This window comes from Pseudomonas sp. TWR1-1-3 (assembly GCF_049896805.1).
GTDB lineage: Bacteria > Pseudomonadota > Gammaproteobacteria > Pseudomonadales > Pseudomonadaceae > Aquipseudomonas > Aquipseudomonas bubulae.
Window position 1 is genome coordinate 146,661 of the sequence record NZ_JAFCUZ010000007.1, and the last position, 24,119, is coordinate 170,779.

At 57.6% G+C, this 24,119-nt stretch carries 25 protein-coding genes and 1 pseudogene; 17 read left to right on the top strand and 9 right to left on the bottom strand.

Features of this window, described 5'->3' with window-relative positions:
- Window position 1 precedes the first annotated feature (1 nt).
- Entirely contained in the window at window positions 2-1,198 is a 1,197-nt protein-coding gene (locus ACP7BE_RS22470) for an efflux RND transporter periplasmic adaptor subunit (RefSeq protein ID WP_095001748.1), read from the bottom strand.
- Between the two features lie 138 nt (window positions 1,199-1,336).
- On the opposite strand from ACP7BE_RS22470, the gene ACP7BE_RS22475 reads away from it, so the two are divergent.
- Window positions 1,337-2,722, top strand: a complete 1,386-nt coding sequence (locus ACP7BE_RS22475; RefSeq protein WP_426107327.1) for an ATP-binding protein — start codon at window positions 1,337-1,339, stop codon at window positions 2,720-2,722.
- 3 nt (window positions 2,723-2,725) lie between these two features.
- The gene (locus ACP7BE_RS22480) at window positions 2,726-3,391 is read left to right on the top strand and encodes a response regulator (RefSeq protein WP_095001750.1); all 666 of its coding nucleotides are present in this window, start codon (window positions 2,726-2,728) and stop codon (window positions 3,389-3,391) included.
- A 32-nt stretch (window positions 3,392-3,423) separates the two neighbouring features.
- Here ACP7BE_RS22480 and ACP7BE_RS22485 read toward each other — a convergent pair whose 3' ends face one another.
- The 3 genes from ACP7BE_RS22485 to ACP7BE_RS22495 all read right to left on the bottom strand — a co-directional run bounded on the left by ACP7BE_RS22485 (window position 3,424) and on the right by ACP7BE_RS22495 (window position 6,097).
- Window positions 3,424-3,573 (bottom strand): hypothetical protein, encoded by a 150-nt coding sequence (locus ACP7BE_RS22485; protein ID WP_165484563.1) that lies wholly within the window; start codon window positions 3,571-3,573, stop codon window positions 3,424-3,426.
- A gap of 263 nt (window positions 3,574-3,836) precedes the next feature.
- Entirely contained in the window at window positions 3,837-5,156 is a 1,320-nt protein-coding gene (locus tag ACP7BE_RS22490) for an LLM class flavin-dependent oxidoreductase (RefSeq protein WP_095019284.1), read from the bottom strand.
- A gap of 17 nt (window positions 5,157-5,173) precedes the next feature.
- On the bottom strand, window positions 5,174-6,097 hold the full coding sequence (locus ACP7BE_RS22495; RefSeq protein ID WP_095019283.1) for an ABC transporter substrate-binding protein: 924 nt from the start codon (window positions 6,095-6,097) through the stop codon (window positions 5,174-5,176).
- A gap of 313 nt (window positions 6,098-6,410) precedes the next feature.
- Between ACP7BE_RS22495 and ACP7BE_RS22500 the strand changes: the two genes are divergently transcribed.
- The 3 genes from ACP7BE_RS22500 (at window position 6,411) to ACP7BE_RS22510 (ending at window position 9,640) form a co-directional block, all read left to right on the top strand.
- The gene (locus ACP7BE_RS22500) at window positions 6,411-7,649 is read left to right on the top strand and encodes an acyl-CoA dehydrogenase family protein (protein ID WP_095019282.1); all 1,239 of its coding nucleotides are present in this window, start codon (window positions 6,411-6,413) and stop codon (window positions 7,647-7,649) included.
- A gap of 279 nt (window positions 7,650-7,928) precedes the next feature.
- A complete protein-coding gene (locus ACP7BE_RS22505) occupies window positions 7,929-8,948 on the top strand; it encodes an alpha/beta hydrolase (RefSeq protein ID WP_095026557.1) in 1,020 nt (339 codons plus the stop codon).
- Between the two features lie 176 nt (window positions 8,949-9,124).
- The gene (locus ACP7BE_RS22510; protein ID WP_426107331.1) at window positions 9,125-9,640 is read left to right on the top strand and encodes a cupin domain-containing protein; all 516 of its coding nucleotides are present in this window, start codon (window positions 9,125-9,127) and stop codon (window positions 9,638-9,640) included.
- Window positions 9,641-9,654: 14 nt separating this feature from the next.
- On the opposite strand, the gene ACP7BE_RS22515 is transcribed toward ACP7BE_RS22510, so the two are convergent.
- The gene (locus tag ACP7BE_RS22515) at window positions 9,655-10,476 is read right to left on the bottom strand and encodes an AraC family transcriptional regulator (RefSeq protein ID WP_095001756.1); all 822 of its coding nucleotides are present in this window, start codon (window positions 10,474-10,476) and stop codon (window positions 9,655-9,657) included.
- A gap of 65 nt (window positions 10,477-10,541) precedes the next feature.
- Between ACP7BE_RS22515 and ACP7BE_RS22520 the strand changes: the two genes are divergently transcribed.
- On the top strand, window positions 10,542-11,777 hold the full coding sequence (locus ACP7BE_RS22520) for an MFS transporter (RefSeq protein ID WP_218722836.1): 1,236 nt from the start codon (window positions 10,542-10,544) through the stop codon (window positions 11,775-11,777).
- A gap of 534 nt (window positions 11,778-12,311) precedes the next feature.
- Here the strand turns inward: ACP7BE_RS22520 and ACP7BE_RS22525 are convergent.
- The 3 genes and pseudogenes from ACP7BE_RS22525 to ACP7BE_RS22535 form a co-directional block, all read right to left on the bottom strand.
- Window positions 12,312-12,574 (bottom strand): annotated as a pseudogene (locus ACP7BE_RS22525) (filamentous hemagglutinin N-terminal domain-containing protein); the annotation flags it as partial.
- 30 nt (window positions 12,575-12,604) lie between these two features.
- Window positions 12,605-14,323, bottom strand: coding sequence for a ShlB/FhaC/HecB family hemolysin secretion/activation protein (locus ACP7BE_RS22530; protein WP_426107333.1), 1,719 nt, complete (start codon window positions 14,321-14,323; stop codon window positions 12,605-12,607).
- Window positions 14,324-14,880: 557 nt separating this feature from the next.
- Window positions 14,881-15,771, bottom strand: coding sequence for a LysR family transcriptional regulator (locus ACP7BE_RS22535; protein ID WP_095022927.1), 891 nt, complete (start codon window positions 15,769-15,771; stop codon window positions 14,881-14,883).
- A 137-nt stretch (window positions 15,772-15,908) separates the two neighbouring features.
- Between ACP7BE_RS22535 and ACP7BE_RS22540 the strand changes: the two genes are divergently transcribed.
- The 4 genes from ACP7BE_RS22540 to ACP7BE_RS22555 all read left to right on the top strand — a co-directional run bounded on the left by ACP7BE_RS22540 (window position 15,909) and on the right by ACP7BE_RS22555 (window position 19,162).
- Window positions 15,909-16,649, top strand: a complete 741-nt coding sequence (locus ACP7BE_RS22540) for an SDR family oxidoreductase (RefSeq protein WP_426107335.1) — start codon at window positions 15,909-15,911, stop codon at window positions 16,647-16,649.
- Between the two features lie 118 nt (window positions 16,650-16,767).
- Window positions 16,768-17,664: an SDR family oxidoreductase gene (locus ACP7BE_RS22545; RefSeq protein WP_218722833.1), complete on the top strand. Its 897-nt coding sequence runs from the start codon at window positions 16,768-16,770 to the stop codon at window positions 17,662-17,664.
- A gap of 125 nt (window positions 17,665-17,789) precedes the next feature.
- Complete coding sequence (locus ACP7BE_RS22550) at window positions 17,790-18,401, top strand: hypothetical protein (RefSeq protein WP_426107337.1); 612 nt, start codon at window positions 17,790-17,792, stop codon at window positions 18,399-18,401.
- Between the two features lie 278 nt (window positions 18,402-18,679).
- Entirely contained in the window at window positions 18,680-19,162 is a 483-nt protein-coding gene (locus tag ACP7BE_RS22555; protein WP_232527639.1) for a GNAT family N-acetyltransferase, read from the top strand.
- A gap of 154 nt (window positions 19,163-19,316) precedes the next feature.
- Here ACP7BE_RS22555 and ACP7BE_RS22560 read toward each other — a convergent pair whose 3' ends face one another.
- Complete coding sequence (locus tag ACP7BE_RS22560; protein WP_426107340.1) at window positions 19,317-19,595, bottom strand: hypothetical protein; 279 nt, start codon at window positions 19,593-19,595, stop codon at window positions 19,317-19,319.
- A gap of 142 nt (window positions 19,596-19,737) precedes the next feature.
- Between ACP7BE_RS22560 and ACP7BE_RS22565 the strand changes: the two genes are divergently transcribed.
- The 7 genes from ACP7BE_RS22565 (at window position 19,738) to ACP7BE_RS22595 (ending at window position 24,113) form a co-directional block, all read left to right on the top strand.
- Window positions 19,738-20,064, top strand: a complete 327-nt coding sequence (locus tag ACP7BE_RS22565; RefSeq protein ID WP_153380884.1) for an acyltransferase family protein — start codon at window positions 19,738-19,740, stop codon at window positions 20,062-20,064.
- Window positions 20,064-20,639, top strand: a complete 576-nt coding sequence (locus ACP7BE_RS22570) for an SGNH hydrolase domain-containing protein (RefSeq protein WP_426107342.1) — start codon at window positions 20,064-20,066, stop codon at window positions 20,637-20,639. The genes ACP7BE_RS22565 and ACP7BE_RS22570 overlap by 1 nt, the downstream gene beginning before the upstream one ends.
- An 81-nt stretch (window positions 20,640-20,720) precedes the next feature.
- Window positions 20,721-21,260 (top strand): PBECR2 nuclease fold domain-containing protein, encoded by a 540-nt coding sequence (locus tag ACP7BE_RS22575; RefSeq protein WP_426107344.1) that lies wholly within the window; start codon window positions 20,721-20,723, stop codon window positions 21,258-21,260.
- A 341-nt stretch (window positions 21,261-21,601) separates the two neighbouring features.
- Entirely contained in the window at window positions 21,602-22,291 is a 690-nt protein-coding gene (locus ACP7BE_RS22580) for a methyl-accepting chemotaxis protein (RefSeq protein ID WP_426107346.1), read from the top strand.
- Between the two features lie 66 nt (window positions 22,292-22,357).
- On the top strand, window positions 22,358-23,068 hold the full coding sequence (locus ACP7BE_RS22585) for a TIGR03759 family integrating conjugative element protein (RefSeq protein WP_426107376.1): 711 nt from the start codon (window positions 22,358-22,360) through the stop codon (window positions 23,066-23,068).
- On the top strand, window positions 23,053-23,610 hold the full coding sequence (locus ACP7BE_RS22590; RefSeq protein ID WP_426107348.1) for a lytic transglycosylase domain-containing protein: 558 nt from the start codon (window positions 23,053-23,055) through the stop codon (window positions 23,608-23,610). The genes ACP7BE_RS22585 and ACP7BE_RS22590 overlap by 16 nt, the downstream gene beginning before the upstream one ends.
- Window positions 23,607-24,113, top strand: coding sequence for an integrating conjugative element protein (locus ACP7BE_RS22595; RefSeq protein WP_426107350.1), 507 nt, complete (start codon window positions 23,607-23,609; stop codon window positions 24,111-24,113). Before ACP7BE_RS22590 ends, ACP7BE_RS22595 begins: the two co-directional genes overlap by 4 nt.
- Window positions 24,114-24,119: the final 6 nt, after the last annotated feature.

Here is a 24,119-nt window from a genome sequence, read left to right on the forward strand (position 1 = left end):
TTCAACCCTCCCGGGCAATTGCAGTGGGTGCCGCACGGGTCGGCAGCGAACGGGTTTCGCTGTTTTGCGCCAGCACCTCGTTGCCCACCCGGACTTTCTGCCCGCCCTCGACAATCACCTGATCACCGGCATTCAAACCGGCAGTGACCCACCATTGATTGCCCACGGCACGGTCAATGGTCAGCACGCGCTGTTCGACCTTGCCCTCGACCACCACCAGCACCGAGGTCACGCCGCTGGCGCTGCGGGTGACGGCTTTTTGCGGGATCAAAATCGCCCTGTCGTCGGTGGCCTGATCGAGCACGGCGCGTACATACATACCCGGCAATAACAGGTGATCGGGGTTGGGGAAGACAGCGCGCAGGGTCACGGTGCCGGTGCCTTCAGTGACGGTGACGCCGCTGAACTTGAGGCTGCCGGCGTGATTGTAGGTGCTGCCGTCATCGAGTTTGAGCAACACCGGGGTTTCGCCCTGGCCATTGTTTTGCAGGGTGCCGCTGGCCAGGTCGCGTTTCAGGCGCAGTAACTCGCTGGTCGACTGGGTGACGTCGACATAGATCGGGTCCAGTTGCTGCACGGTGGTCAGCGCGGTGTCCTGGCTGGCCACCACCAAGGCGCCGGGGGTCACGGTGGAGGTTTCGATGCGGCCACTGAGCGGCGAACTGATGCGCGTGTAAGCCAGATTGATGCGCGCGGTTTCGACGTCGGCCAAGGCCACTTGCAGGTCGGCCTCGGCCGTTTGCAGGCTGACCTGCGCGTCTTCATTATCTTGCTGGCTGATGGCGTCTATTTTCGCCAGTTGCGCGTCGCGCCGGGCCGTGGCCTGAGCCGATTTGACGGTGGCGCGGGCCTTGGCGGCGGTGGCCTGCATCTGGGCAAAGGCGGCCTTGTATGGCGCCGCATCAATTTGATACAGCGCCTCGCCGGCCTTGACCTCGGCCCCTTCGACGAACAGGCGCTGCTGCACAATGCCGCTGACCTGAGGACGGATCTGCGCAACCATAAATGCCTGGGTGCGACCGGCCAGCTCGGTGGTCAATGCCTGACGCTGCGGTTGCACAGTGAGCACCGAAACCTTGGGTTTTTCGGCAACGGGCGCGGAGTCACCGGCCGAGCATCCGCTCAACACAACGAGAACCAGCAAAGACACAATAACAGCGGCAGTTACCAGGGATTTGGTAAACAGTTTGATCGACATGGCGGCCTCTACAAGACAGTTGGCTGATGTCATGGTGCGAGGCAAATGTGCAGGAAAATTGAAGATTGCCCGCAAGCCTTGAATCTTCCCCGGCGCAGGGCCTAAATGAGCAGGCCATTTCGCCAGTAAGCCGAGCCGATGAAACTGAGTATCTCCACCAAGCTGTTTATCGCCGTCCTGGCCAGCGTGCTGTTCGTGATTCTGAGCATGGGCCTGGCCACGAGCTGGAGTTTCACCCGGGGCTTTCTCGGCTACCTCAATGAACAGGCGCTGGAGCGCATGGAATCCGTGCAGCCGCGTATGGTTAGCGCCTGGCAGCGCGAAGGCAGTTGGGATTTTTTGCGACACAATCCAGAGCGCTGGTTTCAACTTATGCGGCCAGACGCAGGGGATGAACCCAAACGCGGCGACCTTAAAAACCCGTTGCCCTCGGACCTGACCGGCGCGCTGTTTCGCATTGCCCTGCTCGACCAGGATAAAAAGCGCGTCACCGGCTACCCCTCCATCGGCGACGATGCTCTGCTGCGGCCAATTGAAGTCAATGGCAAAACCGTCGGCTGGCTGGCCGTGACCCCGTTCCAGAGCGTGACCGAGGCCGGTGGCGAGCGTTTCCAGCAATACCAGTTGCAAACCAGTCTGGGCATGGGCGTGCTCTCGCTGCTGCTGGCCATGCTGATTGCCTGGTGGATCGCCCGCACCCTGCTCGACCCGGTCAAGCGCGTGGCTGCGGCCACCCACAAACTGGCCACCGGGGAATACAGCAACCGGGTAGCCGTATCGTCCAATGACGAAGTCGGCCAGCTGGCCCGCGACTTCAATCAACTGGCCTACACCCTTGAGCGCAACGAAAAAATGCGCCGCGAATTTATGGCCGATGTCTCCCACGAACTGCGCACGCCGTTGTCGATCCTGCGCGGCGAACTGGAGGCCATCGAGGACGGTGTACGCACCCTCGACCACAGTTCGATGAAGTCACTGCAAGGCGAAGTCGGCATGCTCAGCAAACTGGTGGACGACCTGTATGAGCTGTCACTGGCCGATGTCGGTGCCCTGACCTACCGCAAAAGCCAATGCGACCTCAACGACCTGCTGCAGACCTCGGTGGCCATGTATCAGGAACGCTGCAATGCGGCCGGCCTGCGGGTTGAGCTGCGCCTGCCATCCTGCGCCCTGCTGCTGGAAGCCGATGCCAAGCGCCTGCAACAGCTATTCGGCAACCTGCTGGAAAACGCCGTGCGCTACACCGATGCCGGCGGCATGCTGCTGATCAGCGCCTCCATTGAAGATGAGCACATACTGGTCAGCTTTATGGACTCCGGCCCCGGAGTCGACCCGCAGCAACTGCCGCGGCTGTTCGAGCGCTTCTACCGCGGCGAAGCCTCGCGCAATCGCGCCAGTGGTGGCGCCGGCCTGGGACTGGTGATCTGTCACAGCATCGTACTGGCCCATGGCGGCAGCCTCACGGCCGACCACTCACCCCTGGGCGGCCTCTGGCTCAGCCTGCGCTTGCCACGCAAGGTGTAAAGCATGGACACCATTCTGATCGTTGAAGATGAGCCTAAACTGGCCGCATTGATGCATGACTACCTGACCCTCGCCGGTTACGCCGTGCATTGCCTGGACAACGGCCTGGACGTGGTGCCGTGGGTACGCAGCCATGCGCCACGGCTAATCCTGCTGGACCTGATGCTGCCCGGTCGCGACGGCCTGGAAATCTGCAAGGAGCTGCGGGATTTCAGCGCAATCCCGGTCATCATGATCACCGCTCGCGTAGAAGAAGTGGACCGCCTGCTGGGGCTGGATCTGGGCGCTGACGACTATATCTGCAAGCCGTTCAGCCCGCGTGAAGTGGTGGCCCGGGTCAAGGCCATCCTGCGCCGCAGCCCGCAGTTCGAGCAGGTGGCCCGGGCCCGCCTGCAGATCGACGAAGCGCAGTATCGCGCCTCGTTCGATGGCGTGGCGCTGGACCTGACCCCGGTTGAACTGCGCCTGCTCAACACCTTCGCCCGCGCCCCGGGGCGGGTATTTTCCCGTGACCAGTTGCTGGACAAACTCTACTCCGACCATCGCGTGGTCACTGACCGCACGGTGGACAGCCATATCCGCAACCTGCGGCGCAAACTGGCCCAGGCCAGCCCCGGGCAAGACCCGATCCAGTCGTTGTATGGCGTGGGCTACAAGCTGGAGTTGTAATGCCAGCGCCCACAATAAAGCGACTCACCCGATCAGCGCTGACCACCGTGCTGACCACCACCACCATGACCGCCACCACCGCCACCGCCACCGCCGCCTGGCGGCATAAACATCCAGCAGCCTGACAAGGCCGATACCGCCACCGCTACAACCATCGCTTTAACAACAGACTTCAATTTCATGACCGAACGCTCATTTTCAACAGGGACAAAACGCCGCCCTTATACCAGTGCGAGCAAGGCTCGAAGCCAAGATTTACCCAACTTTACAGTCCTTGCACAACTGCCAAGCACCTGTAGCCGCTGTCGAGCGGAGCGAGGCTGCGACGAGCATCGGGTGATTGTCAGCTACCCATTGAATATTCTGTAAAGGAACCGGCCTCAGGGGCTATCGAGCAATCCGTCATTGGCGAGGGGTTCAGGATTGCCCCCCTCGCACTCCGGTTTCAATTGAAACTTTTCAACCCCAGATGCCCACGCAAGGTCGGGTGTTCATAGGCGCTGCGCAGGTAACCGCGGCGTTGCAGGATCGGCACCACCGATTCGGTGAACTCGGTGAAAGTGCCGGGCAGGTAGGCAGGCGACACCACATAACCGTCGCAGGCACCCAACTCCAGCCAGTCGATCAATTGCTGCGCCACGCTCTCTGCGGTCCCCGCCAATTGCGGCACGCGGATACTGGCGGCCATGATCGCGCCGTATTCGCCCAGAGTAATGTCACGCTCCAGACGCAACTTTTGCGCGATCACGTCGGGGGTGGCCGAGTGCCGGGCGATATCCAGCAGGCGGGTGTCCAGCGGGAATTGGGTAAAGTCGAAATTGGACTGGGTCGACAGGGTGATAACCCCCAGTTCAGGGTTGGCCAATGCATTGTGCTCATCGCGCTTTTTGATCGCTTCAGCTTCAGTGCCGCCAATAAATGGCATGACCGCCGTGAGGATTTTGCAGTCATCCGGGTTGCGGCCAATGGCGCGCATTTGCTGGTGGATATCCTGGCGGAATTCGAGCATGCGCTCTACCCGGCTGTTGATGCTGAAAATTACTTCAGCCCAGCGTGAACCAAACTGGCGACCCCGCCCCGAGGCTCCGGCCTGGATCAGCACCGGCTGGCCCTGTGGCACTCGCGGAATATTGAGCGGGCCTTCGCAGTCGAAGTAGGTGCCGCTGTGCTTGAAGGCATCGATCTTGCTCGGGTCGGCGAGGATGCCGCGCACCTTGTCCAGCACCAGCGCATCCGGCTGCCAGCTGTTCCACAGTTTGAGCACCAGTTCGACAAACTCATCGGCGCGGGCGTAGCGCTGATCGTGGGCCAGGTGCTGGGCATGGCCGAACAGGCGCGCTTCGCTGTCGTTCATCGAGGTCACGATATTCCAGGCGCTGCGACCTCTGGAGATATGGTCCAGGGAGGCGATGGCCCGCGCCACATGGGGCGGTTGGTAGTAGGTGGTAGAGCGTGTCAGCCCCAGGCCAATATGCTTGGTGTGACCGGCCAGCAAGCTGAGAATCGGTAGCGGATCGAGCCGCGCCGCATCCTGCGCACCCAACTCGAAGGAACGCGCCCGGGATTGCCCGGCCTGATCGCCGACCGCCAGGCGATCAGCGAAAAACAACAGGTCAAAACAACCCTCTTCCAGGGTCTTGGCTATTTCGATGTAGTAGTCGGGGTCGAGAAAGTGGCTATGGGTTTGCGGGTGACGCCACACCGCGTGGCTATGTACCACGGGGCCCGAAAGCATAAACCCCGCCAGTGCCATTTGCTTGGCCATAAGGTTTTCCTTGGTTGTCAGAGTGCGCGGTCAAACATGGGAGTGACGTCGTACGGCTTTTTCAGCAGTTTGGCGTCGTATAGAAAGTCAGAAGTGGCCTGGGCTTCGCTGACAATGGTGGGCGAGATCGGCAACACGGTAATGGCGTCACGCTTGAACCAGGCCTTGGCGATTTCCGGGGAGGACTGGTTGGCCTTGGACCAGGCGGCAGCGTATTCATCAACATGGCTTTGGCTCCACTCCCGGGCGCGGGTCAGGCGCGCAACAAAGTCCTTGATGATCTCGCCCTTTTGCGCCAGCACCGGCTCATAGGCAACCACATAAGTCGGTGCACTCATCAGCCCCTTGGCGTTGCGGATCAGGGTGCTGCCTTCTTTTTCCTGCAGCGACACATAGGGTTCCCACGTGCCGAAGGCATCAATGTCGCCCTGGCTCAAGGCCATGCTGGCTTCCGCCGGCAACAGGAACTTGTAGTTCACGCTGTCACGTGGCACGCCCGCTTCGTCCAGGGCCTTGAACATCATCTGCTGGCTCCAGGAGCCGTTCCAGATCGCCACGGTTTTGCCTTTGAGATCCGCCACCGAATGGATGCCCGGGCGGGCCACAATGCCGACACCGTTAAGGCTGGTCTGGGTGCTGGCCACGACTTTGACCGGGGCACCGTTGGCCGCCAGGCTGATCACCGGGGTATCGCCCACCACGCCAATATCCAGGGCGCCGCTGGCGACGGCCGAGGCTACCGGCGAACCGGTATTGAAGCGCTTGAAATCGATGGTATAGGGCAAATCTTTAAGCTCACCCGAGAGTTCGAGAACAATGCGGTTGGAGAAGAACTGATCGCCCACCACCAGGGTCTGCGGGGTAGCGGCGCAGGCGGGAGTGCCATGCAGCACCAAAGAGGCCAGACCCAACAGGCCGAGCAATTTTTGACGTGTTGTCATTAAGGATTCCTACAGAGTTAACAGCTGAATCAACCATCTGTAGGCATGCAGTCTGGCTTTGAGAAAAGAGGCTTTTTGAGTCGCCAAGCGTGGCGTTTTTAGAAGCTAGCGCAATAAAGACATAAGCAACCAATACTTTTAAGGCATATCCATAGAACCCTGTCCGGGTATTTGGTTAGCTGTTTTTGGTATTAAGCATTTGACCAATCTAGTATTAGGGTGGCTTCACCAGACCACTGGGCCTAACCGTATTTACTTCACTCATTTCAGCGCCAGCGCGCCTTTGAGCGCAGGCCCGGCAAGGTCAGACTGCATGCCTAATCCACAACTTGATATCTGGGGCAGCGCCCCAAGCGCCCGTTACGAACAACTGGCCGCTCCCTTTCGCCCGCTGCTTGCAGAGATTGGCGCGCAAGCCGCCGAAGCTGACGGCTCGCGCAGCCACCTGGGCAAGGTTATCCAGCAACTGAACGCCCTGGGCTTGCCGCGCTGGCGTCTGCCGACCAGCTATGGCGGTCAGGACGCCACGCTGGTTGAGTTGCTCGCCCTGTTGACCGAATTGTCCGCAGCCGACTCCAACATCACCCAGGCCTTGCGCGGGCATTTTGGGTTCTGCGAAGAAGTGCTGGTCTCGAAAAATCTCGACTGGCAGGCCCGCTGGCTGGACACACTCAGCCAGGGCGTTTTACTGTCGCCGGGCAGTACCGAGGTGGGCACCCAGACCCGTGGCGAATTCGAAACCCGCATCCACCGGGCTGAAGACGGCTCGCTGCGTATCAGCGGGAAAAAGTTCTACACCACCGGCGCCCTTTACAGTGACCTGATCAACACCATCGGCACCGGTGACGATGGCACGTTGTACAGCGTAGTGGTCGATCTCAAGGCCCCCGGCGTACAAATCATTGATGACTGGAACGGCTTTGGTCAGCGCCTGACGGCCAGCGGCACCTGCATTTTCGACAACGTGCGGGTGAACGATGAACCCCGTGCCACCGACCAGCGTTTTGCCTATGGCCAATCGTTCTTCCAGATCTACCACCTGAGCACCCTGGCCGGTATTGCCCGCCGCGCCGCCTTGAGTGGTGCCGACGAACTGCACAGCCGCTCCAGAACCTTCTCTACGGGCAATGCCGACAGCGCCGCGCAGGACGTGCAATTGCTGCAAGTGATTGGCGAGGTGGCCAGCCAGGCCTATGCGGCACAGGCCATTGCCCGGTACGCGGCGCAGCGCCTGGAAAGCACCGCGCAATACACCATTGCCAGTGAGCAGCCGCTGACCCATGAAGACCCGCAGGTGGCACTGGCCGAACTGGAAGTGTGCCTGGCGGTCAACCCCGTGGTAGACGCCACCCTGGCCGCGACTACGGCGCTGTTCGATGCCCTGGGCGCCAGTGCCACCGCCAGCAACAAGGCGCTGGACCGCCTGTGGCGCAACGCCCGCACCCTGGCCAACCACAACCCCCGGGTCTACAAGTCACGCATTGTCGGCAACTACCTGGTCAACGGCCTGGTGCCCCCTTCGCAGTGGCGGGTGGGGGTGGCCAAGGGCTGATTATTGCGCAGGCGCGGTTTTCAGCTCATTGCCACCCTTAACGGTAATGAGTTGGCCTGCGCTCGCCAGATAAAACCCGGGCAACTTGTAAACGCTCATCAAACAACTGTCGTGCAAAACAAATACAGAATGAGCCGCTGGTTTTTCCGACTACAAATCCTCTAACAGTCTGGAAGTTGACGCTTTCAGCCAGCTTGAGCATAACTTCGTCGCCCATTTAGGCAATTGCGATGTACACCCGTACGTGTACGCTCAACCCACTGCGATGAAGATAAAAACATGAGCACTCTTGTTAAAATCCTGGCGGGGTCAATCCTCGCTGTATCTATAGGTAGCGCGTTCGCAGCAACTGACACCGGTATTGAACACAACACCCGGAACTTCCTTAATGCATTGAATTCCAGTGGCGGCACGCCCATCGAGAAGCTCTCGCCTGAAAATGCGCGTGCGGTGCTGGCGAGTGCCCAGTCGGGGGTAGAGCTGACCCTGCCCAAAGCCGATATCAGCCAAAAGACCATTTCCGTCGAGGGTCAGGATATCAACCTGACCATCGTGCGCCCGGCAGGCGTGAAAGGCATCTTGCCCGTGTTCATGTACTTCCACGGTGGCGGCTGGGTGCTGGGAGACTACCCGACCCACGAGCGCCTGATACGCGACCTGGTCGCGGGTTCCGGGGCAGTGGCGGTGTATGTTGACTACACCCCCTCCCCCGAAGCCAGGTACCCGACAGCCATCAACCAGGCCTACGCGGCAACCCAGTGGGTGGCCGAGCACGGCAGCGAAATCAATGTAGACGGCAAACGCCTGGCCGTTGCAGGCAACAGCGTGGGCGGCAATATGGCCGCTGTGGTCAGCCTGATGGCCAAAGACAAAGGCACACCGGCGATCAAATACCAGGTGCTGCTATGGCCAGTGACTGATGCCAACTTTGATACCGGATCCTACAAGCAATTTGCCGAGGGCCACTTTCTCACCCGCAACATGATGAAGTGGTTCTGGGACAACTACACCACCGACCCCAAGCAACGTGCCGACCTCTACGCCTCGCCACTTCGCGCATCGGTGGATCAGTTGAAGGGGTTGCCACCTGCACTGGTACAAACCGCCAGTGCCGATGTACTGCGTGACGAAGGCGAAGCCTACGCCCGCAAGCTGGATCAGGCAGGAGTACCGGTCACTGCGGTTCGCTATAACGGCATGATTCACGACTTTGGTCTTTTGAACGTGGTCAGCCAGGTGCCTGCAGTACGCTCTGCCATGTTGCAAGCCTCGCAAGAACTCAAGGCACATTTGCAGTAACGCTGAATGCTGGCAATGGCATGAGCGGGCAACCAACCCCATCAGCGCTCACCAAAAGTCCGTCTCGATCAGCCGGGCTTTTATAACCCATAAACAAATTGTTAATTGTCCAGAGCCGCTCCCCCGCAGAACATGGCTGCCTGTCACGTCAATTCAGCACAAGGGAACCCTGCTCCATGCATAAGCACACTCGCGCACCGCAGCGCACTGCAATCCACCGCCTGGGCCTGCGCACGGCAGCGGCTGTCGCCATTACCCTGGCTGGCCTGAGCGGTGCCCAGGCCGCCACCTCCACTACCGACACCATCAAGGCCTACAAATTGTGTACGGGTGCGGACAACGCCTCCCATGTTCTGCAAGGCCGTATCGACCAGAACATGCGCAACGACGTGACCGCCATCCATTTCAAGCAAAGCCCGGCGCATGCTTCCTATGACTGGCACAACGACCCGGAGCCGCAGTACGTCATCACGTTGTCGGGCACGCTGGCATTCGCGACCCGCAATGGCGAGAAATTCACCCTGCATCCGGGCGAAGTGCTGATCGCCGAAGACAACACCGGTACGGGGCATCGCTGGAGCATGGTCGATGACCAGCCCTGGCGCCGCGGCTACGTGGTGCTTAAACCCTCAGCCAAGGACTCGTTTATCCCCGACGACCCGGATGCTGCCAAGGTGTGTAGCGGTTCGTAGCAGCGAGCGAAAGGCTATTTGAAAAAATGGCTGGGGGTTTTGCCGAACTGCTTTTTGAACATGTTGGTGAACGCACTCGGACTTTCATACCCCAGTGAAAACGCCACATCGATAATCTTCTCCCCCACCGCCATGCGCTCAACCGCCAGCAGCAAACGCGCCTGCTGGCGCCACTGGCCGAAGGTCATGCCGGTCTCCTTGCGAAACAGGCGCTGGATGGTTTTTTCGTCGAGGCCCAGATGGGTACTCCAGTCAGCCAGCGTCGAACTGTCGGCGGGATTTTTTTGCAACCTGAGGCAAATATCGTTGATGCGATGATCGGCTGGCCGGGGCAGATGCAAGGGTAATGCGGGCAGTAGAGCCAACTCGTCCAGAATCAGCTGCATCACCCGACCTTCGCGGGTGTGCGCGGTATATGGCAGCTTCAGGCCCACGGCAACCTTGATCAACTCGCTCAACAGCGGCGAGATGCTCACGGCCCTTATCTCGGCAGGCAGGTCCACAAGTGCATCGGGTCGCACAAACACACTGCGCATTTTCAGCGGCCCCACACAGCGGATCGAATGAACCCTGCCGCTGGGCATCCACACCCCCCGATTGGAGGGAACGGTCCACTGGCTCGACTCGCTGTAAACCACCATGACACCTGCAATGGCATACAGCAGTTGATGCTTCTCATGAGTATGGGCCGGGATGATCCAGTCCTGGGGATAATCGGTCGCGCTGCCGATCACCGTCCAGTTGCTCCGATCGATCTCCAGCAAAAAATCATTGAGTGGTTTGATCGCGACGCCCCTTTTGCGATGGTTTGCTCCCTTATACAGCGAGACAGGCATGCAGGCGAATTCTAGGATAGCGTCGAGCATTGAGCTCGCACCCCTATCGCCCCGGAAGATTTGCCATGTCTACAACAACCGCATCCCCGGCCTCTGCGTCTGCGTCTGCGTCTGCGTCAGCCTCAGTTGCCCAACAAGCGAGCCCGCTGGTCATGAAGGTGATCGGCGCCTGCGCGCTGGCACATTTGATCAACGACCTGATCCAGGCCGTGCTTCCCTCGATCTATCCCATGCTCAAGGCCAACTATGGGCTCAGCTTTACCCAGGTGGGGCTGATTACCTTGACCTTCCAGCTGACAGCCTCCCTGCTGCAACCCTGGGTGGGTTATCACACCGATCGCCACCCCAAACCCTGGCTGCTGCCGGCGGGCATGGTGTGCACCTTGATCGGCATCCTGCTGCTGGCCTTTGCCGCCAGCTTTGCGTCGATCCTGGTGGCCTCCGCCCTTGTCGGCATCGGCTCATCGACCTTCCACCCCGAGGCCTCCCGTGTGGCGCGACTGGCGTCAGGCGGGCGCTATGGCCTGGCCCAGTCAACCTTCCAGGTCGGCGGCAACGCCGGTAGCGCATTCGGCCCGCTGCTGGCTGCGGCCATCGTGATCCCTTATGGCCAGGGGCATGTCGCCTGGTTTGGCCTGTTTGCCGCCTTCGCCATCTTCGTGCTGTACGGCTTGAGCCGCTGGTATCGCAACCACCTGGCCCTGTTCAAGCTTAAACAGGGCAGCCAGGCGAGCCACGGCCTGTCCAAGGGACGAGTAACGTTTGCACTGGTGGTGCTCGCAATGCTGGTGTTCTCCAAATACTTCTACATGACCAGCTTTACCAGTTATTTCACGTTCTACCTTATCGAGAAATTTCACCTGTCAGTGGCCAGCTCTCAACTTTACCTGTTCTTGTTCCTCGGCTCAGTGGCAGCAGGTACCTTCTTTGGTGGCCCGATTGGCGACAGGATCGGGCGCAAAAAAGTCATCTGGTTCTCGATCCTGGGGGCAGCCCCTTTTACACTGGCCTTGCCTTATGTGGACCTGTTCTGGACAGGCGTATTGAGCATGGTTATTGGATTTATTCTGGCGTCGGCGTTCTCTGCCATCGTCGTCTATGCCCAGGAACTGGTACCCGGTAACGTCGGCATGATTGCCGGTGTGTTCTTCGGCTTGATGTTCGGTTTTGGCGGGATTGGCGCCGCGTTGCTGGGGCATCTGGCGGACATCCAGGGCATCGAGTATGTGTATGGACTCTGTTCCTACCTGCCGCTGCTGGGGGTATTGACCATCTTGCTGCCGAATACCAAAGGGGTTTAAGGGAGGGCCGCGCTGGGAAATCACTACCAGCCTGACGCAACGCATGCAATTAATGGGAGTCACGCAAGAGCTCGGGTTGGGCTCTTGGTGTTCCCGGAGTTAACTCTCAAAGGCTAAGAACCTGCCCCAAGCCTCAACGAACTCAGTAGCCGGTTGGACACCATCAAACCCTTGCCCTCGGGCCAACTCCAGTTGCGCCTGAGCTATTTCATCACCCGTAGCGTCCTTGCTTTACATATCTGCTGCGAGGGTAGTGGCTGCTTGTCCATACTCAACCAAACCAGGCGGCAGATGGTTCAAGAAGTTGTATTGCGTCAGGTTCTGCGCAATCCATTTGCCTTTCTCAAGCTTGCTGGCGTCCACATCATGTTGAGCGGCAGCCGCCAGCACACCAACGATCTGCGAACTCATGGTCAGCAGTTTTTCATCACCATTGACCAAGTCATTCAAGTGACCAACCAGCGCTTCGTTGACACCGCCCGCCAAAGCCCCGGTTTTGAAGTCTCCCCCCATGGTTTCAGCCAGCAAGCCTCCGACCATGGGTTTACCGGTCGTCAACGTGACATTCGGGGTGTTGATAAAACCGCAGCCATTACAGGTAATACCGTACGGGTTGGCCACGATCACCCTGGCCGACTGACGACAATGTTTTCGGCCTGCACAAGCAAAGGTTGCCAGAACATCGTGTTGGCCAAAATAAGGGCCAGGCCACGTTTGGGTACTCCCAAAAAGGATTCCCAGGGCTGAAGGGTTGCTGAAGGCTGGCGGGCCAAAAAGGCTAAATGTCGATCATCCATGTCTGTTTCTCAATACAACACAGCGTTGAATTAAAGAAAGAAATCCATACGGAAGTAGATCGGCGCTTCACGCTCGGTGAGCACATCCGGTCGCTCCAGGGAATGAGCCAGGGTCACACTGGCGCTGAGGTTGCGGCCCCGGGCAAACAACTCCAGCGAATTGCTGGAGACCCGGCCATGTACCTCGCGGTTGTAACGCCCGTGGCGAATCACGCCCTGGTCGTAGCCAAGGCTGGTGCCGTAATCGGTAAATACCGGGCGCAGCCAGCCCCACGTCACCGGACGCCACCAGCGCAGGTCATTGCGCCAGTAACCTCCGCTGTCGCCGGACAGTTGCTGGTCCTTGTATCCCCGTACCGAGGCTGTACCGCCCAGGCTTAAGCGTTGTGGACTAAACAGCACATCCTCACTGCGTTGGCCGGTGGCCATACTGGTAAAGCTGAAGGACTCACCCCACAGCTTGAAAGGTTGTAAATAGCTGATGGTCGCGGTGTATTTGCGGTAGCGGGCCTCTGGCATGCCCCGCTCGGGGCTGTGCTCCCCCTGGGCATCGAAGGCGCCGATACCGTTTTGCATACCGACATCGAGGTTGACGAAGGAACTCGCGATACGTCGACCGTGGTTGATGCCAACCTGGAATTCGCTAAGACGGTGGCTGCTGTTGCGCAGTCGTGAATCGCTTAAGTGGTTATTGGAACGCATATGCGCCAGACCGGTGTTGAGGGAGGTTTTACTCATCGCGTCGCGATGGACCACCCGCTCGGCACGCAGTTGATGGTTTGCACTGTCCCCGGTTTGTTTGAAATCAAACGTATTGGCCTGGCCAACCGAGCGATAATCGCTTTGGCTGTAGGTATAAGCGAAGTTCCACCAGCCCCACGGCAGGTTGTAGTAGAAGCTCGCATTTTTCGACGTTTTCCGGTGGTCGCTGATTGCATCGTGGCCCCCACGCAGCACCAATTGATCGGCCAGACCCAGCGGGCTGTCCCACTCAAACCCCGTGCCCCACTGCTGTTCACCGGTACTTTTCTGACCGTCGTTAGTACGCGACAAGCCGACACGCCAGGGCTTTTGCGGCGCGTTTTTGACCACTACCGCACTCCCCCCCACCTCACTGCCCGGTGCCAGTTCCATTTGTGCCTGGTTGGATGGCAAGCGGTTGAGCTGATCAATCGCCTGCTCGATTTCCCGCAAATCCAGCTGATTACCAGGCTGACCGGGAAAGCTCATGGCCAATTCGCGGCTGGATAGCTTGCTGTTGTCGTCGCCCTTGAAACTTTCAAGCTTGCCTTCAACCACCAGGACTTGCAGATGCCCTTGGGAAAGGTCCTGCTGCGGCAAGTAAGCACGACTGGTCACCAAACCCCTGTCGATATATCGGTTGGTGATGACCTTGAGTAGTTCATTGAGCTGGGACACGCCCAGACACTGGCCGATATAGGACTGGAACACCGATTCGCGCTCACTGGCGGACAGGCTGTCGGCGCCCTTGAGCTCGATTTCTTCTATAGGGAAACAGCGACTGTCGGCTGGCTGAGCTCGAGCCGTAGGAGAAATCTGTTTGCCGGGAAGCTCCTGAAGCTCCTCAAGCCGGCGCCGTTGCTCTTCGAGCAGACGTTCTTGACGATCGCGAATCAGATCCTGATCACCCGGCGTCGGTCCCGATTCAGCCACAGCGGAACTCACCCCGGCCAAACCAACCAGCAGAGACGAAAAGTAAAACCTTACAGCGAGGTGACATGCCGACATGTTTGCTCCATCCGTGGTTCGCAAACCTTGCTGTGTGAGCCAAAGCCTTTTGACAGGGGCAACTCGTAGGCAAATGCCTAGGAGCGCCCGTGGATGGCGTAAGTTTTAAGTCTCTCAGAGGGAAATGATTTAGGACGTTTCCTATACCAACGACGAAACCTCTCGCCAGGGAACTAGATTTTTCGAAGCAGGTAGATCTGGTAGTTGAGGGGATCCGCTTGCCCCCATGCGCAAAGCCAAATTATCAGAGCGCCCAAGAGCAATGCGTTGGCCTTATCGATAAGTGCCGATCCGTGGTTTATATCAACGGCCAACGGGGTGAGCAGATTAAAAATCCGCCGCTCTTTGAATATTTACTGCCGATCGCATACCGATAAACCACTCACGGACAGCATGATTAAAATCAGTCGCCTAATCATCTGCCGGGTAAAAAAGAGACTGCCCCGCCTGACCTCTGTACTTGGTGAGTGCTAAAAATGGGGGGATTACCCACCCTTCTGAACGAACGTTGGTCGCTGATCCTGAAATAAGCACTCAGACGCGCCGTCACAATGCCCTCACGATGCATCGGCGAATATCTCGCTCAACCAGTCGACAAATACCCGAACCCGTGGCGACATGTGCCGGTTCTGCGGGTAAAGCACAGAAACCGGCATCGGTGGCGGTGGCGTTTCAGCGAGAATTTTCTGCACCAGGCCTTGGGATATTTGCGTTTTCATCCGGTAATGCGGGCACTGGATGATGCCGAGCCCGGCAATTGCCGACGCCGCATAAATTTCTGCACCAAACACCGACAACGCCCCGTCAATGACCACTTCCTTGACTTGGCCATCGACCATGAACTCAAACGGAAACTGCCTGGCGGTGGTGCGCGAGACGTAATTCACGGCGCGGTGATGGCCCAGGTCGTCGAGGCTTTTCGGTACACCGTATTGGCGCAGATACCCCGGACTTGCACAGGTGATCTGTTCAAGGTTGGCCACACGCTTGCCAATCAATGCCGAATCGCCAAGGGTTCCGGCACGCAGGACACAGTCCACACCTTCGGTAATCAGGTCGACAAAGCGATCGGCCTCGCTGATGGACAACTCTATCTCCGGATACCGGGCCATAAACTGCGGCAACGCCGGGATAACGAAGTGTTTGGCCAAAGTGCCATGCAAATCTACGCGCAACTGGCCTTTGGGGGCCACGCCGCGAAATGCCAGCTCGGCCTCCTCCAGTTCCGCCAATAACTGCACACAACGCTGGTAGTACGCCTCGCCATCAAGCGTAGGGCGCACTTTTCGCGTACTGCGTTCCAGCAGACGCGTACCAAGCCAGGCCTCGAATTGATTCAGGGTATGGGTCAGCGTCGCCCGCGGCAGGTTCAAGTCATCGGCAGCTTTCGTGAAGCTGCTGCGCTCATAAATTCGCACAAAGGCTTTCATCGCCTTGACTTGATCCACGCTGAACGCCCTCTTTTTGATTGTTGGTATTTATTGAACAGTTAAGCCAACTTTCATGCATTTAACACCAAGAGTAAACATGTGAAATTAGCCTCGTCCCCAGCAAACACCCCCCACTGACACAAGGAATGACAGCCATGACGACTCACAATTTGAAAGTTGCCATTATCACTGGCGCCTCCCGCGGCATCGGCGCTGTTATTGCCAAACAACTGGCCACCGAAGGTTTCGCAGTCGCAATCAATTATGCCAACAGCGCCAACGAAGCCACGGCTCTGGTTGCCCAATTGCGTCAGGCCGGACACCAGGCCATCGCGATAAAGGCAGATGTTGCCAGTGCCGAAGATGTACGCCGCCTGTTTGATGAAACCGAAGCGCAACTGGGTAAAGTCGACGTGCTGGTCAACAATGCGGGCATCCTCAAAGTCATGCCGCTGGCGCAACACAGCGACGAGCTGTTCGATCAGAATTTCAATATCCACGCCCGCGGCACCTTCAACACGCTGCGTGAAGCCGCTACCCGCCTGAACAATGGCGGCCGGATCATCAACTTTTCCAGCAGTACCGTCGGCATGAACCTGCCGGGTTACGCCGTGTACATCGCCAGCAAAGCAGCGGTGGAATCCCTGACCCAAGTGTTCGCCAAGGAAATGCGCGGTCGCAACATCACCGTCAACGCCGTGGCACCTGGCCCGGTCGCCACCGATCTGTTCTTGCATGGCAAGAGCGAAGAGCAAATCCAGACCTTCGCCAAAATGCCTCCGCTGGAGCGCCTGGCTCAGCCAGAAGATATCTCTCGCGTGGTGTCCTTCCTCATCGGCCCTGATTCGGCCTGGGTGAACGGACAAATCCTGCGCGTCAACGGCGGCCTCGTCTGAACCGTCCTGCTTGAGACTCAGGGCAGGTGAACATGCTGCCAGCAATCGCAGCGGATGTTCACATTGCTCAGCGCAGTGACGGCAGGTTTTATCTGCTGATTTTGGAGAGGTCTTTATCTTGAAATCCGTCATTCTGATTACCGGTGCCTCCAGCGGGTTTGGCGCGCTCACCGCACGCGCCCTGGCCGACGCTGGCCATACCGTCTACGCCAGCATGCGTGAAACCCTGGGCCGCAACGCAGCGCAAGTACTCGAAGCACAGCGCTACGCGGACGAACACCGGGTTGACTTGCGCAGCGTTGAACTGGACGTCGCCTCAACCGAGTCGGTCCAGGCGGGCGTCGCGAAAATCATCGGCGATTGCGGCCAACTGGACGTGATCATCCACAATGCCGGGCACATGTCCTTTGGCCCCGCCGAAGCCTTTACGCCCGAGCAGTTCGCCCAGCTCTACGACATCAACGTATTGAGCACTCAACGCGTTAACCGAGCGGCCTTGCCGCAACTGCGCAAACAGGGACGGGGGCTGGTGCTGTGGGTTTCCTCCAGCAGTGCGCGCGGTGGCACCCCGCCGTATTTGGCTCCGTACTTTGCGGCCAAGGCGGCCATGGACTCGCTGGCAGTGTCCTACGCCAGCGAACTGACGCGTTGGGGGGTGGAGACGTCAATCATCGTGCCGGGTGCGTTCACCAAGGGCACCAACCACTTCACCCATTCCGGTTCCCCTGCAGACCAGGTTCGAGCCGCCGAATACAACGAAGGCCCTTACTCCGGTGTGCCGGATCAGGCACTCAAAGGTCTGGCAGCCCTGGAACCGGCTGACGCGGATGTCGGTGAAGTGGCCAAAGCCATCGTCGAAATCGTCGGAATGCCATTGGGTACCCGTCCATTTCGGTGTCATATCGATCCATCCCAGGACGGTGCCCAGGTCGTCAATGCCATGGCCGACCGGGTACGCGCTGAAATGCTTCGCCGCATAGGCCTGGAAGACCTGCTCAAGGTCGCTGCTCGCTGAGTCTGCCCTCGCGGCCCGAGGGGTACTTCGGCGACTAAGTGGAATACACACACTCCAGGTTTTACGCAAAGGCCAAAGCCCCCCGGCGACCTCCCACAAGACCGCCAATCACATAGGGCATGACTATGATGAACATCAACTTGAGCCACGGTACGGCTACCCTGCGCAGGCGCTTTCGAAATGCGGGCCTGAGCGTTTTGACCACTATGGGGTTTGCAGCGTGCGGCGATCATCGTACGCCCGATGCCATGCAGGAAATGACCATGAAACCTTCAATCACGTATCTACATTTACTACGCCACACGCCGTTTTTCACGTCGTTGACGACCGAACAACTGCGGTGGGTCATCGACCACTCAAACGAATGGGAAACCGAAGCCGGAGCGGTCATCGCCAAGAAGGACCAGGGTGGAGCATCGGCACCGGACACTTGGATCCTGCTCGATGGTGGATGGCAGGTTCATTACAACGGCCATACCTTCGCAAGCGGGCATGGTGATGCGGGCAAATGGTTCAATATGGGCGAAACACAAGGTGCGGACTGTGCGCTGATCACGACCGGGCACAGCTACATCATGCGCATTACCGAGGCCGACATGAACACAATGCTGGAACAAGGTTTTACGTTCGGGCCTCATCTTGAAGCCGGGCGAAGGTACTACCAGTCGATATTCACTACGAAGCAAGGGCTGAACTGCCCCTGTGAAGTTGGGGATTTTGCAGCTGGTTTGGATTGAGGCTATGACTGAGGACGATGCTGGCAATCGAAGCTGCGGGTTGGCCCCACTCTTGAATGACCTGGGCTTTGAAAGATCTGGAATACGAACGTCATTTTGGCTGCATTAAATACCCGCTTAAAAGGCTAAAACTGCTGCCCACTTAAATCAAAGTGCACACCATGTCACAGCTTTGGGAGCTGGGTAGATGACGTGGATAGACGCACACGTTAAATTGAGTGTTGACGTATATTTTTACACCTTATATTCAGACTGATATATAAATCCGAACCAGTCATTTGAGCGTAGATCTTTTGAAGACTCCCCCCTTTATTTCGCTTGAATCCCCTGATCAACCGGAAGTGATTGCCCTCATTGAGGAGCTTGATGCTTACCAAGCCCCGCTTTACCCCGCAGAAAGTCATCACGGCATAAACATCGAAGCTCTTTCTTCGAAAAATGTGCTGTTCGCTGTTGGGCGTTCCAGTAACGGAGAGGCCGTGGCATGTGGAGCCTTGGTGGTGCACCCGACGCACGGCGAGCTGAAGCGGATGTTTACAAAACCAACATTCCGGGGACAAGGGCTGGCCAGTCGGCTTCTTACAACCCTAGAAAACGAAGCTCGAAAGGAGGGCTGCTTTCATTTAATGCTTGAAACCGGCTATCGACAACTGGAAGCAATTTCATTTTATGAGCGCAACGGATATCAGCGTCGAGGGCCATTCGGCGGGTATGAATATGATCCCAATAGTATATTTTTGGAAAAGCATCTCGAATCATAGCGTCCATATGCAGCTGTGCTGGCCGGACAGATATTGCTATAAGCGCAGCATTGAATTACTGCGGTGAAACCCTCAGCAATCATCGCCTGGGTTCGCGGAGGTGTCTTTACACACTTTGTGCCGAAAGCAGGCTCTCAAGCTATTTTTATTATCTTCAACATGCACCTGGCGGCCCATCGGCCCTGGCGAACCAAACCACGGACAGACCGAGCAGCGCCAGTATCAGCCGTGTTGGGGAAAAAGAGCTCGGCCCCGCCTGTTCCAGCAACAAGCCACCAGCAATGCCACCTCCGGCCACTGCCAGATTGAAGATGGCGACCAGCATCGACTGCGCTACATCGGCCCCGTCACCGGCGGTATCGGCAATGGCCGTCTGTAGTAACGAGGGAGCGCCACCAAACGTCAGCCCCAAGGTCGCAACGCTGAGGAGCACAAGAACCAAACTACAGATTTTACTTAAAGTATTAACTGTTACATATATATACGAGCCTACCTCTTTGAAATAGGTTATTCCCTATAGTACCCCGCGCAATGCGGTGCTCTCGCACTACTGACCTATTTCATGGATTACACAAATGCAGTTCCGAAAGAATATAAATTCGCTGCGAGCGCTCGCGGTCATTTCCGTTGTGTTGTTTCACTTCAAAATCGGAGGGTTCGGCGGGGGCTTTGCTGGAGTCGACATCTTCTTTGTTATCTCCGGTTTTCTGATGACCGGAATCATCGTCAACGGCCTCCACAATCAAAACTTCTCACTCTTGGGCTTTTACGCCTCCAGGGCACGGCGAATCATTCCGGCTTTGCTGACTCTGTGTGCAGCGTTGCTGATCTTCGGGTTTGTCTATTTTCCCCTCGATGACTACCGCGAGTTGATCAGGGCCATCAAGAGCAGCTTGTTGTAATGCATGACAAAGATCTGGAGAGCAAATGCCAAGGATTCAACAACGAAAAGTTTCTGGCATTGAAAAACTCACACCAGGGTGTACCCGTCGTTTTGTTCAGTAGAGCAGCCATGTACACCGATACGAGGAGAGGCAACAGTTACCGCGTGTACTTCCCGGGTAAGGAGCACCTCACGGGGCAGTCATTTGCCGATACATACGCCGCTGAGTACACCAAGGTTGTGTGTGCCATCGCAGAAAATCGTCCGGTGTATATCGTCAAACCGATCCCGGAAATGCCGTTCAACATCTACAAAGGCTTGAACCTGCATAAACGCATTTTCCAGTACTCATCGGACATCACCGTTTCACTGCAGGACTATGAGAGACGTAATCGCGTAGCCAACCACGCCATTGAAGTCGCGGCAAAGCAGTGCAATGCCAAGGTTATTGACCCAACCCCATACCTTTGCCCAAACGGACAATGCATGGGTTCAAGGGGCGGTGTGCCGCTGTACTACGACGACAACCACCTGGTGGATGCTGGTAACGAGCAATTGAAAGGGTTGTTCAATGGAATCATTGAACAGATTTAACGCCCCCAATTCCATGGTTGCCTTACTGGTGGACAGCAACTCGCCTGGACGTTTCCGAGCATGCTTTTTTGGACATGGTAGATGCCCCCCATAAAAGAAATAAAAGGCCAGCCAACGTGGATTGATTACCGGCTCCCTGATTTGAGAACCCTTGAGCGTGAGCTGCGATCATCTGCGGTAGATGAGGTGGCGGCAGCAGATAGCCATGAAGCAGCCATAGAGCTGGTCGCTCAATATTTGGGTTTTGTTAACCCGGCCATTTTGTCCCTCACCATTGAGACACCCATGGGGTTAGTAACCGTCGACCGAAAAAGCTTCTATCACATAGTAGAAAAGCGTGCCGATGCTCGCGAACGCTATGTGAAAATGGCCATGGACACGCTTACTGGGCCTTTTGAGGTTTGGAAGGTCGAATACGATGATGGCTCGTACCGCTTGGCCTTTATAGGAGCCTACGAAGCAAAGCGCCAGATGCTGGTCATTGTCGCTGTACGAGACGGGCTTTTGTTCTGGAATTTCATGCAAACGGATGCCAAATCACTGAACAAGCATCGACATGGCGAGCTGCAGCACCAGCGCTATAAGCCTTTAATCACGGACAAAGAAAAAGGGCAGTCCTGAGAACTGCCCTTTAGGGAGTGTGCTTGATATTCATATACACACCCTCAAGCAGGGGTGTGGAGGTCTCACCCTACGCTGATGTGCCAGCCATCGACGGGGTTCCTACGCCAGTTATAGCCGCTGGAGGCAACTGGTTTCGCGCTCCAAAACATTATTTATGATCCATCAAAAAAGATCAACCGCCTGCTCAGCATTAAGACCGCTGGCCTATAAGCCAAGGTGATATTGCTCGGTTGATGACCTCCACGACCTTTAAAACAACGGCGTGCGAAAAACCTATTTCCTGCTGCGCTCCACAAGCCGGATTGACAGGATGCCCTCGTTCACACGCGAGGCCGCCCATGAAACTTCCACGTCCCACCCGCACCACATTGATCTTCAGCCTCTGCCTGATCGCCCTGGCCAGTGTATTGGCCTACGAGAATCACCAGCTCTCCCTTGTGAGCAATGACTTGGCATCCACCGCTGACAAGGACTCGCTGAACGCGCTGCTCACACGACTGGCCAAGGTTGATGAGCGGCTGGACGCCGTTGACGGCAGGCACCTGGTTACCAACGACGACTTCCGCTCGGGCCAACAGGCGCTTTCCAATCGCATAGATGCCGTTCAGGCGTATGCCAAGCAAGCGACTGAAACCACCCATGACCTTTCCCTGCGCGTAACAGCTGCCGAGGAACAGGTAATGGTGCTCAAGGCCAATATCGAGATGATCGATATCCGGCTGCAGGAATTAAGCAAGCCACTAACTACAGAACCACCAGTGGTTGCCCCTCCCCCAAAACCGGTTATTCGCAAGAAACCTCAACCTGCGCCCCAACCTCCTCCGTTCACCGTAATCGGTATCGAATATCGAGGTGGCGAGCGCTTTCTGTCCGTGGCGCCACCCGGTAGTACGCAACTGAGCCAGATCAACCTGATCCGGCCCGGCGACGGGGTCACGGGGACTTCCTGGAAGCTCAAATCAATGGATGGCCGATTTGCCCACTTCGAAGTGGCTGGCCTGTCGAGAACTCTTACTGTTGAGCCATAGGAGGTCGCCGTGGCTGACTCAAATATCCTCTGCAAACCGTCACGTTTAGCCGCGCTCGGGTTAGCTATAGCAGGCCTGGTGGCTGTCGCACCGCCCTGTCTCAATGCAGCAAGCAGCACTTCAAAATCTCAGGAAAGCCTTGAAGCAATCAGCTCAAACCGTGACAGCAGCCAGATTGAGCTGGCTAGCGAGTGGGGGCTAACCCTTGAGGACTGGAGTCGTTATCAGGCAGTAATGAAAGGTCCACGGGGCATCTACTCTCCCGGGCTGGATCCGCTGACTACCCTGGGTATTGAAGCAACGTCGGCAGAGGATCGTCGTCGTTACGCCGAGTTGCAGGTCAAAGCCGAGCGCCAGCGGGTCGAGAAGGAGTTGGCCTACCAACAGGCCTATGACCAGGCCTTTAAGCGGTTGTACCCGGACGAGAAGATTATTCAGCTGTCAGCCAGCCCGGCCTCCCCCATGATCAGTTCCCCACGAGCGCTTAAAAGCGACGGTCGCTTGGCCATCTTTGTGCAGGACAACTGCATGGCCTGTGTCACGCGGATCCAAAACCTCCAAGCGCAAAATCAGCCTTTCGACTTGTACTTCGTTGGCAGCCAGGGCAATGACGAAATGATCCGTCGCTGGGCAGTCCTGGCCAGGATAGAACCGACCCGTGTCCTGAGCCGCGCTATCACACTGAATCACGACGCCGGGCGCTGGCAAGGGCTGGGTCTCGGCGGCGAGCTTCCAGCCGTGGTGCGCGAGGTCGATGGTCAATGGCAACGTCAATAATTCGGGTAGTGCTGCTCAGTAGCCTTCTGCTGGGTTCTCCCAATACCTACAGCGCAGAGATACCCCCTCCGGCGTACCAACTGATAGCACTGCCGGCAGGGGTTCCGTCAGAGGTGCTGTACTCGGTCGCCCTGCAGGAAAGTGGCACCCGACTGCGCGGCCAACTCGTGCCCTGGCCCTGGACATTGAATGTTGCAGGCGCCGGTTATCGCTTTACGACCCGTAGTGATGCCTGCAGCGCATTGCTGCAGGCCATTCAAACCGCAGGCCCTCACCGGGTCGACGTGGGCCTCGGCCAGACCAATATCGGCGCCAATGGCCACCGCTACAGCTCTCCATGCGAGGGACTGGATCCGTATAAAAATTTGTCGGTCACTGCTCAGATCCTGGCCGAGCACAAGGCCAAAGGCGGCGACTGGATCACGGCCGCCGGGCGCTATCACCGCCCGGCCGGGGGCAAGCCCGCTGCTCGTTATCGACTGGCCTTTGCCAAACACCTGAGCCGCGTCACCGGCATCAATCTAATGGCGAACACTCCATGAATCGACTCTGTTATCCGTTTCTACTCCTGCCCTGCCTGAGCCTGGCGCAGGCTGTACACGCCAGCTCGCTGATTGTGGTCGAGGACAGGGGCGGCGTGTCTGCCCTGCCCTATTATCAGGACCTCAACCCTGAACCAACCGCCCAATCGATATCTGCTTTGAACATTGGTGTTCGTGGCTCCGGGGCATTTCCTGTGCGCTCGACGCAACTGACACCAGGCCAAGAAAAGAGCCGAGTGATCAACGCACCCGGCCTGCAGCCGCTATTTCTGGTGGGAGACGATGAACTGTCCAAAACCTGGCTCTCACAGCGTCGCGAGCAACTGCAACAACTGCAGGCCGTAGGGATCGTGATCAATGTGGCCAGCGCCGAGCGCTTTGCCGAGGTTCAACGCTGGGCCGGAACACTGCAGATAGTGCCCGCACCGGCTGATGATCTGGCGCAGCGTCTAGGCATTCGCCACTACCCTCTATTGATCACCGCCACCACGCTCCAGCAGTAAGGCGCT

What these genes read in the sequence shown, in the direction of transcription:
- ACP7BE_RS22470 (WP_095001748.1), bottom strand. Translation starts at nt 1,198, where the DNA reads ATGTCGATCAAACTGTTTACCAAATCCCTGGTAACTGCCGCTGTTATT.
- ACP7BE_RS22475 (WP_426107327.1), top strand. Translation starts at nt 1,337, where the DNA reads ATGAAACTGAGTATCTCCACCAAGCTGTTTATCGCCGTCCTGGCCAGC.
- ACP7BE_RS22480 (WP_095001750.1), top strand. Translation starts at nt 2,726, where the DNA reads ATGGACACCATTCTGATCGTTGAAGATGAGCCTAAACTGGCCGCATTG.
- ACP7BE_RS22485 (WP_165484563.1), bottom strand. Translation starts at nt 3,573, where the DNA reads ATGAAATTGAAGTCTGTTGTTAAAGCGATGGTTGTAGCGGTGGCGGTA.
- ACP7BE_RS22490 (WP_095019284.1), bottom strand. Translation starts at nt 5,156, where the DNA reads ATGGCCAAGCAAATGGCACTGGCGGGGTTTATGCTTTCGGGCCCCGTG.
- ACP7BE_RS22495 (WP_095019283.1), bottom strand. Translation starts at nt 6,097, where the DNA reads ATGACAACACGTCAAAAATTGCTCGGCCTGTTGGGTCTGGCCTCTTTG.
- ACP7BE_RS22500 (WP_095019282.1), top strand. Translation starts at nt 6,411, where the DNA reads ATGCCTAATCCACAACTTGATATCTGGGGCAGCGCCCCAAGCGCCCGT.
- ACP7BE_RS22505 (WP_095026557.1), top strand. Translation starts at nt 7,929, where the DNA reads ATGAGCACTCTTGTTAAAATCCTGGCGGGGTCAATCCTCGCTGTATCT.
- ACP7BE_RS22510 (WP_426107331.1), top strand. Translation starts at nt 9,125, where the DNA reads ATGCATAAGCACACTCGCGCACCGCAGCGCACTGCAATCCACCGCCTG.
- ACP7BE_RS22515 (WP_095001756.1), bottom strand. Translation starts at nt 10,476, where the DNA reads ATGCCTGTCTCGCTGTATAAGGGAGCAAACCATCGCAAAAGGGGCGTC.
- ACP7BE_RS22520 (WP_218722836.1), top strand. Translation starts at nt 10,542, where the DNA reads ATGTCTACAACAACCGCATCCCCGGCCTCTGCGTCTGCGTCTGCGTCT.
- ACP7BE_RS22530 (WP_426107333.1), bottom strand. Translation starts at nt 14,323, where the DNA reads ATGTCGGCATGTCACCTCGCTGTAAGGTTTTACTTTTCGTCTCTGCTG.
- ACP7BE_RS22540 (WP_426107335.1), top strand. Translation starts at nt 15,909, where the DNA reads ATGACGACTCACAATTTGAAAGTTGCCATTATCACTGGCGCCTCCCGC.
- ACP7BE_RS22550 (WP_426107337.1), top strand. Translation starts at nt 17,790, where the DNA reads ATGATGAACATCAACTTGAGCCACGGTACGGCTACCCTGCGCAGGCGC.
- ACP7BE_RS22565 (WP_153380884.1), top strand. Translation starts at nt 19,738, where the DNA reads ATGCAGTTCCGAAAGAATATAAATTCGCTGCGAGCGCTCGCGGTCATT.
- ACP7BE_RS22570 (WP_426107342.1), top strand. Translation starts at nt 20,064, where the DNA reads ATGCATGACAAAGATCTGGAGAGCAAATGCCAAGGATTCAACAACGAA.
- ACP7BE_RS22575 (WP_426107344.1), top strand. Translation starts at nt 20,721, where the DNA reads ATGCCCCCCATAAAAGAAATAAAAGGCCAGCCAACGTGGATTGATTAC.
- ACP7BE_RS22580 (WP_426107346.1), top strand. Translation starts at nt 21,602, where the DNA reads ATGAAACTTCCACGTCCCACCCGCACCACATTGATCTTCAGCCTCTGC.
- ACP7BE_RS22590 (WP_426107348.1), top strand. Translation starts at nt 23,053, where the DNA reads ATGGCAACGTCAATAATTCGGGTAGTGCTGCTCAGTAGCCTTCTGCTG.
- ACP7BE_RS22595 (WP_426107350.1), top strand. Translation starts at nt 23,607, where the DNA reads ATGAATCGACTCTGTTATCCGTTTCTACTCCTGCCCTGCCTGAGCCTG.